Source organism: Coleofasciculus sp. FACHB-712 (assembly GCF_014695635.1).
Classification (GTDB): Bacteria; Cyanobacteriota; Cyanobacteriia; order Cyanobacteriales; family FACHB-T130; genus FACHB-T130.
In genome coordinates this window covers 1-11,808 of record NZ_JACJOQ010000418.1, presented here as the reverse complement: position 1 = coordinate 11,808, position 11,808 = coordinate 1, and the positions used below count along the sequence as shown (strand labels likewise).

Here is an 11,808-nt window from a genome sequence, read left to right as displayed (position 1 = left end):
GGTTAATTCCTTCTATCAGCTAACCAAAATCAAAGTAAATAATGAAAACTATATAATTAACCTTTATAAATATTTGATTAATTCACCTCCTTTAGATGAAGAAGTTCAATTTTATTTAAAAAAGCTAGATTCCGGTGAAATAACACGGACATCATTAGTCTTTTCATTTTTGATGATTCCTGCTGAAACTGAAAGAAAGTTATTCAAAACGAATGGAATTCTTTCCCACCATTTAGCGCGTTTAACCCTTGTCCGAGAACACCTTCCTCCTGCTAAGGTCATATTGGATCTTGGGGGTGCTGCTGGTCATCTCATAGAAGGAAGCTTACTAGCGATGGGGTATCCTTCTATTCCCGATCGAGTCCACATTATTGATTTGCCTCCTGAACAAAGAATGTTCGGTTCCGCTATCCTACCTACAAATGAAGTAACAACGCTTCAAGGCACTAAAGTAACCTATTATTATCAATCCATGACGGATTTATCTAAATTTGAGAATGAAACAATTGATCTAGTTTGGTCAGGACAGAGTATTGAACACATTACAGAAAACGAAGCGGAAAAAGTATATATGGAGGTTCATCGTGTCCTCAAACCGGCAGGCTATTTTTGTTTAGATACTCCCAATCGAAAACTTACTCGTTTACAAGTTAAAATGGGTTTTGTTCATCCAGAACATAAAATCGAATACTGTCCAGAAGAATTAATTAACAACATAGAAAAATTTGGGTTTAAAGTCGTAGATAAAAAGGCTGTCTCCCCGATGCCTTTTAGTTTAAGAACGGGAAGATTTAGTCGCCTAGAACTGATTGATGCAGTTGGATTGAGTGAATATCCTGATGAAGGATATTCTTTTTATTTAAAGTGTCAAAAGATTTAGCATTCGACTTTTAGGTTGAGTTGGGATTAGGACGTAAAGTAACCAGCAATCGCTAATTCTCTGCGTTCTCTGCGGGAAAAATATCTTATGAAAGAAACACGAATCAAGCCGAGTGCCCTGTCATTGATGATTGGCACAAGTGCCGTAATATTATTCGCGTGCAGTAGCCTACGACACTCCATGTTTCAATCGGGGGCTTATGACTTGGGAATTTATGACCAAGTGGTTTATTTAATGAGTCAGGGACAGCCGCCAATTTCTTCGATTCTTGGCTTTCATCACATGGGAAACCATGCTGCTTGGGCAGTTTATCTACTGTCTTTCCTGTACAAAATTTATCCCAATGTTCATTGGTTGTTAGTAGTACAAGCCATCGCTTTGTCTTTAGGTGCTTTACCAATGTGGCACCTAGCGCGTCAAGCGGGGTTGAAAGAATCGCAAGCAATCACAATATCAGCAGTCTACTTGCTTTACCCGCTGATTTTTAATGCAAATTTATTTGAATTCCATCCAGAAGTGATGGCGGTTCCCGCATTTTTAGCAGCGGTATGGTGTGCTAGACAAAATCGAATTGGCTGGTTTTGTGTCAGTATTATTTTTATTTTGGGGTGTAAAGCTGTTTTATCCCTTACTGTCACAGCAATGGGGATTTGGCTGCTGATGTTTGAGAAGCGGCGTTTATGTGGTGCATTTGCTCTTTCTGCTGGTATCGCTTGGTTCCTAATTGCAACTCAGCTAATTATTCCATCTTTCAGCGGTAGCGAAGTAGCTGCCGTTTCACGTTACAGCTATCTCGGTAACTCAGTTCTAGATATTGCTAGAAATCTGCTGTTTAAACCTGGGTTGATATTGGGGAGGATTTTCTCATTTCAGACATTTGAATATTTGGCACTGTTGGTTTTGCCGATAATTTGGGGACTTTCTCCCCGCCACATGACGCCTCTAATCAGTGCAATTCCCGCCTTGGTGTTAAATATTCTTTCTGACAAACCACACCAACGGGATTTACTCCACCAATATTCTTTGCCAATTTTGCCTTTTTTGATGTTGGCTGTCATTTCCAGCCTTGCCGCAAATCGAAGTTGGCTGCGAGACAAACGGGCAATAATCGTATGGTCGATAGTGGCTTTCTTAGCGTTAGGAAAGTATGGCTATTTTTGGTCGAAATATCAAAATTCTGTTGATACTTGGCAAGCAGCGCGAGAAGCGATCGCTCAAGTTCAAACGAAAGGCGGTGTGTTAACCACCAATCGGATTGCACCTCATTTAACTCACCGCCAGACGATCAAATTAGTGGACGATCTGAGTCCGCTCCCTGCCGATCTATCTCCTTTTGAGTATATATTGCTCAATGTGCGTTATCCAGGCGGTGCTGGCGGGACTGGTAGCCAAGAGTTCGCTGCCAAGCTGGCAAATCAACTAAAAAATACCCCAGGATTTCAATTAACCTATCAACGTGATGATGTTTATTTGTTTAGGAAAAAGTCTTAATAAAAATGAATATGATTGTAGGAGTTGAAAATGTCATATCCACGAGCACCTTGGACACTCCAGGGTTACGCGCTACAAACCCTGCACTTGATAGATGTTGAGCGATCGCGTCCCTTCATCCCTCCAGAGTTAGAAATCGTCTCAGTTTTTCCTGGAAAAACCCTAGGCGGGGTTTATCTTTCCTACTACGGATCGGGTTCCGTGTTGGAGTATAGCGAGTTAATTGTTATCCCAGCGATGGTCAAATATGAAGACAAGTTCGGCGGTTGGGTGTCCCACATCTATGTAGATAATGCCGATTCTGTTGCTGGTGGGAGAAGAATCTGGGGTTTACCGAAGGAACTTGCTGAGTTTACCTGGGAAAAAGGCGATCGCGCTGGTGTCACCGTCCGTCAAGGCGATCGGTTATTATGCAGTCTCAGCTACACAGACGCCCTATTGCCCATCTCTACATGGTGGCGGCAGCCATTAATCGGAACTGCGTTTAGTAGCCAAAATTACGATTTGCTTTTCTTCAAAAGTCAGCTTGAATCTCAACTAAAGGCAATGAGTGGCAAGCTAGAAATCCCAGCAGAAAGCCCTTTTTCCCAGTTAAACTTAGGTCAGCCTTTACTAACTGTTTACTGCGACGAGATGAATTTAGTAGTCGGTGCGCCAGAAGCAGTAGGCACAACAGTAACAGCCAGGGAAGTTGAATTTAGCTACCCTTAAAAACTAAACTTCTTGCGAAACTTGCTGTAGCTCACACATTACAACTTGGAGCTACACAAACGAATCGGCCTCTCGGAATTCATCTGGGCTAAAATTCCAAAGTCTCAAAGCTTCAAGTCCATTTTGATGGACTTGAGCTGTTACCCCGGAATTTGAATTTCGAGTAGGCTACCGGATTTGTGCAAAATATCAGTAAAAAAACCCGCTAATTGCTTAACAACATAGCGGGGGTATAAAGGAGGAATTCAACAGGAAATTAAATATTCTTTCTAGATGTCAGAACCCCCAGCAGCCTCAGCACCCATCGGTAGCACCGCACCGCGTAGAAAATCGATTTGGTGCTGGAAGTCCATTCCTTCAATTTTCGCTAGCAAGTCTTTTCCAGCTTGGGAAAGTTCATAGTTAGGAGGCATCGGAATGATGGTACCACTATCCATTCCTTGCGCTAAAAAGTACCAAAACGCTAGTTTGGTTTCTGGACTCAGAGAACCATATTCGCGGCTAATTTGTGTATTCGCTTTAGAAGCAATGTCACGCTGAACTTGCAGCTGTTCTTCATGGGATAGTTCCTTAACTTGATTGAACAATCCCTGAGCAATCTCAGAACCAGAAGCACCTGGAGCGGCTGGTGTAACAGATTTACCCATCTTGGTGTACACAAACCACAGTACGGCAAGCTGCTGGTCTACATCCATGCCTTGAAAAGCTTGTTTACCTTGATCGTATGCGTGTAAAGTGCCTGATGTCATACTTAACCCTCCGGAAAATTAATAATTGCTTTGTCTCTTTTGTTCAAGAAACAGGTTTTCACTTACTTAAAGAAAATTAACGAATAAATCATGGAAGTTTAACCCCGCTAGAGACAGATATGATCCCCATTAGAAATCCATCAATAAGATGGCAAAGATATCACAAGATTTCTAACTAAAGGAAGACGTAAGCAGAGAAGTCGTCATTCGCTATTAAGTAGCCGGATGGAATAAACTTGGAGATTTTCGCAGGTTGGGGAAACACCAGGAAACTCAACGCTGAAATTCTTTTTCAGCATTTATTGCAAAAATTAATTGGGTTTGTCCTGAGTACAGCCGTTATGAATAATTTGGATGAAATTATTACTCGCGATCCGCAAGATTTTATAAATGTCATCCTGCGGATTTTCACGAGCCAACTTATTTAAAAACTGGGGATTTCATCCAGCCGAAGCAATCAAACCTTCCATCGCGTGTTGCAAATCTTTAGTTAAATCAGTTACTGCAAGTCTCGCACCGTGCCGATTTGCTTGATAGACTGGGTAGCGTTCTGAAACCGAGATGGGTTGCCCTACACTCATCTCTACCCGTTGCTTACCTAATCGAGGACGCTGGAAGGGATTGCTGCCTTTAATTCGAGTTACCATATCCCATAAAAGTAAGGTAGTTTCGGCAAAACGCTCTACGGTTGGTTTTTCTAGAACATATTGTCCAGTTACGGCTACAAAAGTTTCTACCAACCGCATATGCCATATCCGAAGGCTGGCTTCCTCAGCAATTCGATTCGCCAATCCGCGTTCTAGGGGAGACAGCGCTTTAATATTCTTCAGGTCTTCTCGATAGATATAATTCCAGCCAGCCGCCTCTAGACGACGACAACGGTCAATTACGCTTCCCTTGGATGGCAGGTTAAAATACTCCTCTGCCACTGTTAGGGCCACATTCAGTAGTGCTTGAAGTCGAATCGCCAAAGCTTCATTCGCATTGTTCTGTGACGCTTCCACAGTCGGCAAAGTTTGATGATAAAACCGGGTGTAAAACTCCTCCATTACAGACAGTAAATGTTCGCCTAGACGACACAGCCGCTGGTAGAGAGAAGCTTGAAAAGGTTGCAGGTTAGCCGATGGATTTAAACTTTCACCCTGTAATTCGCCTTTCAATTCACCCTTCAACTTTCCTTCTGGCAAACCGCTCGCTACTTCCAATTCGCCTAAAAGCTTTTCTATCTCTTTCCAGGGAGCTTCGACGTAACGGTATTTAATTCCGACTGGCACAATTAAAACTTGCTCCCCTCGTCCAGCCTTCTGCAAATCTTCAGCACACCAAAAGCCTAATTGTGCGATTCCGGGTTCTAGAGGGCTGATAATCTCATTGTGACCATTGGTGGCTCCTTCTGGGGAAGCGGTTATCGGAAACCGAGCATTGGCAAACAGGTCACGAGCCGAACGCAATCCCGTCCAGTCTGCCTTACCGCGATGGATAGGGGTACCACCTAAGCGAGAATAGAGCCAGCCCATGTGCGCTCCCGCCCATAAAGGAATCCCTCGGTCATAAAGAAAGTGGGCATGAATCGGGTGCTGTAGTGAGATACCCTTTTCTCGTGCCAGCCGCGGTACTAATTTCCAAAGCAGATAGCTCATGCACAGCGGATCTTCAACTCTGGGATGGCGAAATGCCATCATAAAGCGGATCTTCCCATCCTGAAATTGGCGATATAAATCGACTAAAATCTCAACGTTTTCTGCTTGAATTTGGGTAATCGCTGTTTGGGAACGTATGCAGCCAGGTAGCACTTGTTGGGCGGCTCGTAAAACCAGGGGGTTGAGCGCCGGTGGAATAAATTCTAGAGGAGGCTGAGCCGCACTCATTAAATCGGGCAAAGTGGTTTTCTTGTGAACTTGTGGACATTCTAGACTTAACTGAGATATCGATTATCCAATCTGTAGAGGGAACCAGCGATGCGACTGTCACAAATGTTTTTTGTCACTCTGCGGGAAGAACCGGCGGAAGCGGAAATCCCCAGCCATAAATTACTGCTCCGTGCAGGCTACATTCGTCGCATCGGGAGCGGTATCTACGCCTATTTACCCTTCATGTGGCGGGTGTTGCAAAAAATCTCTCAGATTGTACGGGAAGAGATGAATGCAACCGGCGCACAAGAGTGTCTACTCCCGCAACTACAACCCGCTGAATTGTGGCAGCAGTCGGGGCGCTGGGATACTTATACCAAAGCTGAAGGGATCATGTTCGCCCTGACAGACCGCCGAGAGCAGGAACTGGGGCTGGGGCCAACGCATGAGGAAGTGATTACAGCGATCGCTCGTGATATGATTCGCTCCTACCGCCAGTTGCCTCTGCACCTCTACCAAATTCAAACTAAGTTTCGGGATGAAATTCGCCCCAGATTTGGTTTGATGCGAGGACGGGAATTCATCATGAAGGATGGCTATTCGTTCCACGTCGATGAAGAAAGCTTGAAAAAAACTTATCAGGATATGCACCATGCTTACAGCAAGATGTTAAGCCGGACTGGTTTAGCCTTCCGTGCTGTAGAAGCTGATTCAGGTGCGATTGGGGGGTCTGGTTCTCAAGAATTTATGGTACTGGCTGAAGCCGGGGAAGATGAAGTTCTCTACACCGAAGATGGCAAGTACGCCGCCAATGTGGAAAAAGCGGTTTCTTTACCTGCTGACACCGAATCATCTCCGTTTAACACTTATGAGAAGCGGAAGACGCCGGACGCCGATACCATTGATAAACTCTGTCGATTCCTCAAGTGTTCGCCGACTCAAGTGGTGAAAAACGTCCTCTACCAGGCAGTTTATGACAACGGCTTGACGGTGCTGGTACTGATTAGTATCCGGGGCGACCAAGAAGTTAATGAGGTAAAGTTGCACAACGCTCTGACAAAATTGGCACCGGAATACCAAGCCAAAACGGTGCTATCTGTAGAGGTTCCAGCGGCAGCGCTTCAGCAGCTGTGGGCGACGAGACCCCTACCTTTGGGCTATATCGCTCCCGACATTGCAGATGATTATATCTGTACGGCTAAAAATTTAGCTCCCCGGTTTTTGCGGTTTGTCGATAAAACTGCGGTCGAGCTAAAAAACTTCGTCACAGGTTCTAACGACTTGGAATACCATGTTGTCGGTGCTAATTGGGGCGAGCAGTTTAAGTTACCAGAAGGGGTCGTAGATATCCGCAAGGCACGACCGGGCGATCGCGCAACTCACGATCCTGCTCAAACACTCCGTACTGCCCGTGGCATTGAAGTGGGGCACATTTTCCAGCTAGGTAACAAGTATTCTCAAGCAATGGGAGCCACTTACACCAGCGAACAAGGGGAGGAAATTCCCCTAATAATGGGTTGTTATGGTCTGGGTGTTTCGCGGTTAGCCCAGGCAGCCGTAGAACAATCTTATGACAAAGATGGAATTATCTGGCCTGTTGCGATCGCGCCCTATCACGTCATCATCTCAGTTCCCAACACCAGCGACGCCCAACAAGTGGAAGTTGCCGAAAAACTATACACCCAGTTGAATCAAGCGGGAATCGAAACGCTTTTAGATGACCGCGATGAACGAGCGGGAGTAAAGTTCAAAGATGCCGATTTAATCGGGATACCCTATCGCATCGTAACCGGGCGATCGCTCAATAGCGGTAAAGTGGAAGTTGTCGAACGGGCGACTCGCAAATCTCAGGAAATTCCTGTGGAGGAAGTCGCGACCACTTTAAAGCAGCGGATTGATGCTGCTTTAAATCAATAACAATTCACCCCAAAGGCACAAAGACACGAGGTTCTCATTCTGTGTCTTTGTGCCTTTACGCTTCAAAAAACCCTTGGACGAGCATTTGATGCCAAGGCGCTTTTATCACTTTTATCACTCCTAAAAACTTTGCGTCTGTGCGCGAAATTTCAGAAAATCGCGTCATTGTGCGCCAGAAAATTTAAGCGAGAACTATGGAATTTATAGCAATTTTTCTATCTGGTTTGCTTGCTCTCGTTTCCCCCGCAAATTTAGCCATCGACCGCATCGCTGAAAATGCCATTCGTTCCCAGTTTGGTAAAGTGGAGCAGTTGCAAGTCCGCGTTGACAATGCTCCAAATTTCCAAATTGTGCAAGGAAAAGTTGAGCGAGTGCGGATTGGGGGGCGAGGGTTGTGGGTAACGCCAGAATTCCGGATTGCAGAGCTGGAAATGGAAACCGACCCCATTAACCTGGATGTGGCGCGTCTCCGGCAGAAGAGAGTGCGACCGACCGAATTGTTGAAGGAACCTTTACAAGCTGGGGTACGTTTGGTGATTACCCAGCAAGACATCAATCAAGCTTTACAGTCACCCGCCGTCAGCGCTCAATTGCGTAAACTGGGAAGCCGCATTCTTGGCAGCAACGCTGATATGCTGGTTCAGCGCTATGAGTTTGTCAATCCTCAAGTGGAATTTCTGGGAGATAACCGGCTGCGTTTCCAGTTGGAATTGCAGGAGCCGGGAAATGCAGATAAACTGGTTGTCTCGGTGGAATCAGGGCTGGGTATCGTGGCTGAGCATCAGTTGCAATTAATCGAGCCAAATGTCTTGGTCAATGGGATGCCAGTGCCACCCCTCCTGGTTGCCTCCTTCGTGTCCGGTCTCAATAGCCGCTTGGATCTACGCACCTTGGAAGATAGAGGGATTGCTGCCCGACTCCTAAAATTAGATTTAAATCAGGAACAACTAGAGTTAGCTGCATTTGTCAGAGTAGAAAAGCCAGACACCGCTTCTGCATCTACACCGCGTTAGAATTATCCGGAGCAGCGCTCGTCTTCACTGTATTCCTCAACAAAACCTCCTCACCAGCATCCAAATAAATTTTAAGGAGGGAAATTGATATGAAAATTCAACAACCAGGCCGTCGAATCGGGATTGGCATCGCCGTTAGTGTTTTGGCGATGGCTTTGGCGGCTTGTAGCCCAGGGGAACAACAGGCAGCAAATAGAGACTCTTCACCAACACCGTCAGTTTCTACGGCTATCCAACCGACTACTTCGCCTCAGGCGTCTGTGCAGCCATCTGTGCAACCCTCTGTGCAGCCGTCCGCTCAGCAACTATCTAGTCAGAAGACGGTTCAAGTCTACTGGCTCAAGAGTAGTGGTAGCAAGATTGAGGTGGTGTCCGCTCCGGTCAAAATACAGGCAGGAGTTAAGTCTGAGAACATTCTAGAAGGTGCGTTCAATCGTTTGTTGGCAGGCCCGAACGATCCGGCTTACAGCAGCACGATTCCCAAGGGAACGCAGCTACGAAATCTGGATGTTCGGGAGGATGGTGTTCACGTAGATTTGTCCCAAGAATTTACTGCTGGTGGCGGTAGTGCCTCGATGACAGGTCGCGTGGCGCAAATCCTCTATACAGCCACCAGTATCAATCCCAATACCAATGTTTGGATTGATGTAGAGGGAAAAAGGTTGGAAGTTTTGGGCGGTGAAGGGTTGGAACTCAATCAGCCTCTGACTCGCCAAAACTTTGAGAAAAATTTTGATTTATAGGGCTTTGTTTACTTTCTCGCGCTTAAGCTAAAGTCACGGAAGTGACGGGCTTGCTGTTCAATCCGAGCGGCAAGGCGATCGCAAACTAAGTTACATAATTCAAAAATCAACTCATCTTCCACTTTGTAATAAGCCGATGTCCCTTCGCTGCGGCGACTCAGGATACCGGCTTGCAGCATCACTTTTAGATGCTTAGAAACGTTAGCCTGACTGGTTTGTGTTGCCTCAACCAATTCTTGTACGCATTTCTCGTCGTCGCGCAGGAAGTTCAAAATCCGCAACCGCATTGGTTCGCTCAAGATGCTGAAATACTCTGCAAGTTGTTGTACAACTTCTGGTGGTACAGACAAAGCTTGTCGCATGAGACTAACCAGAAATGATAGTTCATCCTGATTATATATGATGTTTTTTGGTTAATAACTATTTAGTAATTGTTAAATTTCTTTTGTTGATTAATATTGTAAATCGGGTAACTTTAGATACGATTTCTTAAAGGAAACTTCGTAGAATTAAATAATGGAAATATGCGTATTTAGCAAAATTAATCGATATTTCCATTATTTAGAAGGAATTTTTTAGACAATTAAATTATACAAAAAAGTTTACTCCAAAAATAAAAAAAATTTGGAAATAAACTTTTTGGACGATTCATGGCAGATGCCTCCGCGCAACGTTTACAAACGCTAAAGTTATTCGGGGTTAATCCGCATCAGCGGTTGACCATACTCAACAGGTTCGCCGTTTTGAACCAAAACTTCTATCACCGTACCGGACACCTCGGCTTCAATTTCATTCATCAGCTTCATTGCCTCAATGATGCAGACGGTTTGTCCGGTACGGATGCGATCGCCCACTTCCACAAATGGAGAATCATCCGGTGAGGGAGCGCGATAAAACGTCCCCACCATCGGTGATTTGACATCTTCGAGTCTTCTATCAATGGGAGAACCAGCAGTGGTCGGCGGGGCAGTTCGTGGCACCGCCTCTAAGTTCGGGCTGGACGGCATGGACGGAGATGCCTGGGAGGGGGGAGCCGAGACTTCGGGACTCCCACTCCCTGCCAGGGCGGGTGGCAAGACCGGCAAACCCCCGCGCGGATCTTTCCGCACGGTGAGTTCAAAATCAGCGCTTTTGAGTGTCAACTCTGTAATATCGGTTTGCGCGATCGCTGCCAGCAGTTCACGGAGATCGTTGAAGTCTATGGACATGAGAAAAAGGATGTCAGTAGTCAGGGATTAATTGTTGCTTGGTAGAGACAAGGGTAAATCTCGTCTCAAGGTCAGTGTCAGTTGTTGGTTGTTGGTTGTTTCTTCTGTACCGCTGACCCCTGACCACTGACTAAAAACTTTTGCATTATTCTCGACCTAGGTAGGTATCGGTACGGGTATCAATCTTGATCCGCTCTCCCACCGTGATAAACAGGGGAACCATCACCTGGGCACCTGTTTCCACGATTGCGGGTTTCGAGCCGCCAGTGGCGGTATCGCCTTTGAGACCGGGATCGGTTTGCGTCACTTCCAGCACTACGGAGTTGGGCAGTTCCACTTCCATGATCTGCTCGCCCCAGCTAATGACGTTCACCTCCATTCCTTCCTTAAGGTACTTTACGCGATCGCCAATCTGAACCGCATTCAGGCTTGCTTCTTCATAGGTTTCCATGTCCATAAACACGAACTGGTCGCCTTCTTTGTAGGTATGCTGCATCGTGCGCTTTTCCAGATTTGCCTGGGGCACCGTTTCTGCGGCCCGGAAGGTTCGTTCCACAACGGAGCCTGACTGCACATTTTTTAGCTTAGTGCGGACAAACGCAGCTCCTTTCCCTGGCTTAACGTGGAGAAATTCCACTACCCGCCACACAGCTCCATCTAATTCAATGGTGACGCCAGTTCTAAAGTCGTTACTCGAAATCATGAATCTTTATCTAGGGGAGAACAATCGGCACCTCATTTTACCGCGAGCGGAGGTTCTTCCTATTACTCGTAGATCGATCGGCTGCGTCTAATGTCGCTGGGTCGGGACACCCGTGTGGCAAGATTAAAAATGGAGTTTTTGGTAAGCGTGAAAGCTTCAACCGCAGTCGGGAAAGCAGCATGCAGGAATTAATTTATGCTTGATTCAAACCGTTCCACGCTCGATTGGTTCAAACGCTTGGCTTTAACAGGCGTCTTAGTAGTGCTGATGATGACACTCTCAGCAGGACTCAGCGCTGCTTGGTGGGATTCTGGCAAAACTGCCCGTGATAGTGGATTGCCATCGGGAAATGCCATCACAGATGGTAAAGCTTTGTTACGGTATGCCCTACCCATTGACAATCAAGCAGTGCGGGAAATGCAAGCCGATTTAGAAGATATTTCCATACAACTGCGAAGTAAGCGTTGGAGTGCGATCGCCAGCGATGTTAGCAAGGCATCTCGAATTTTAAGCGATCGCTCCTCCGACTTGCTCGCGGGCGTC

General features: G+C 46.0%; 12 protein-coding genes and 1 pseudogene. 8 read left to right on the top strand and 5 right to left on the bottom strand.

From position 1 onward, the window contains the following. From H6F50_RS12920 to H6F50_RS12910, 3 genes are all read left to right on the top strand, one after another. Positions 1–880, top strand: an 880-nt coding sequence (locus tag H6F50_RS12920) for a methyltransferase domain-containing protein (protein WP_190429012.1), incomplete at its 5' end; no start/stop codon positions are given. 87 nt (positions 881–967) lie between these two features. Then, a complete protein-coding gene (locus H6F50_RS12915; RefSeq protein ID WP_242029008.1) occupies positions 968–2,371 on the top strand; it encodes a DUF2079 domain-containing protein in 1,404 nt (467 codons plus the stop codon). Between the two features lie 30 nt (positions 2,372–2,401). Continuing rightward, positions 2,402–3,082, top strand: a complete 681-nt coding sequence (locus H6F50_RS12910; protein WP_190429011.1) for an acetoacetate decarboxylase family protein — start codon at positions 2,402–2,404, stop codon at positions 3,080–3,082. Positions 3,083–3,351: 269 nt separating this feature from the next. Here the strand turns inward: H6F50_RS12910 and H6F50_RS12905 are convergent, their stop codons facing one another. Then, a complete protein-coding gene (locus H6F50_RS12905) occupies positions 3,352–3,831 on the bottom strand; it encodes an orange carotenoid protein N-terminal domain-containing protein (RefSeq protein WP_190410531.1) in 480 nt (159 codons plus the stop codon). A gap of 236 nt (positions 3,832–4,067) precedes the next feature. Here H6F50_RS12905 and H6F50_RS12900 point away from each other — a divergent pair, with 236 nt between their 5' ends. After that, positions 4,068–4,259: a hypothetical protein gene (locus tag H6F50_RS12900; protein WP_190429010.1), complete on the top strand. Its 192-nt coding sequence runs from the start codon at positions 4,068–4,070 to the stop codon at positions 4,257–4,259. A 12-nt stretch (positions 4,260–4,271) separates the two neighbouring features. On the opposite strand, the gene H6F50_RS12895 is transcribed toward H6F50_RS12900, so the two are convergent. Then, positions 4,272–5,711, bottom strand: coding sequence for a 1-acyl-sn-glycerol-3-phosphate acyltransferase (locus H6F50_RS12895; RefSeq protein WP_190429009.1), 1,440 nt, complete (start codon positions 5,709–5,711; stop codon positions 4,272–4,274). 78 nt (positions 5,712–5,789) lie between these two features. Between H6F50_RS12895 and H6F50_RS12890 the strand changes: the two genes are divergently transcribed. From H6F50_RS12890 to H6F50_RS12880, 3 genes are all read left to right on the top strand, one after another. After that, positions 5,790–7,598, top strand: a complete 1,809-nt coding sequence (locus H6F50_RS12890) for a proline--tRNA ligase (protein ID WP_190429008.1) — start codon at positions 5,790–5,792, stop codon at positions 7,596–7,598. 194 nt (positions 7,599–7,792) lie between these two features. Next, complete coding sequence (locus H6F50_RS12885) at positions 7,793–8,611, top strand: DUF2993 domain-containing protein (protein WP_190429007.1); 819 nt, start codon at positions 7,793–7,795, stop codon at positions 8,609–8,611. An 89-nt stretch (positions 8,612–8,700) separates the two neighbouring features. After that, positions 8,701–9,354: a GerMN domain-containing protein gene (locus H6F50_RS12880; RefSeq protein ID WP_190429006.1), complete on the top strand. Its 654-nt coding sequence runs from the start codon at positions 8,701–8,703 to the stop codon at positions 9,352–9,354. An 8-nt stretch (positions 9,355–9,362) separates the two neighbouring features. On the opposite strand, the gene H6F50_RS12875 is transcribed toward H6F50_RS12880, so the two are convergent. The 3 genes from H6F50_RS12875 to efp all read right to left on the bottom strand — a co-directional run bounded on the left by H6F50_RS12875 (position 9,363) and on the right by efp (position 11,265). Continuing rightward, positions 9,363–9,716: a metalloregulator ArsR/SmtB family transcription factor gene (locus tag H6F50_RS12875; protein ID WP_190410537.1), complete on the bottom strand. Its 354-nt coding sequence runs from the start codon at positions 9,714–9,716 to the stop codon at positions 9,363–9,365. Positions 9,717–10,043: 327 nt separating this feature from the next. Beyond that, positions 10,044–10,562 (bottom strand): acetyl-CoA carboxylase biotin carboxyl carrier protein, encoded by a 519-nt coding sequence (gene accB / locus H6F50_RS12870; RefSeq protein WP_190410538.1) that lies wholly within the window; start codon positions 10,560–10,562, stop codon positions 10,044–10,046. Between the two features lie 145 nt (positions 10,563–10,707). Beyond that, positions 10,708–11,265: an elongation factor P gene (efp, locus tag H6F50_RS12865; protein ID WP_190410539.1), complete on the bottom strand. Its 558-nt coding sequence runs from the start codon at positions 11,263–11,265 to the stop codon at positions 10,708–10,710. A 195-nt stretch (positions 11,266–11,460) separates the two neighbouring features. Between efp and H6F50_RS12860 the strand changes: the two are divergent. Further along, positions 11,461–11,808: pseudogene (locus H6F50_RS12860) on the top strand (peptidylprolyl isomerase); the annotation flags it as partial.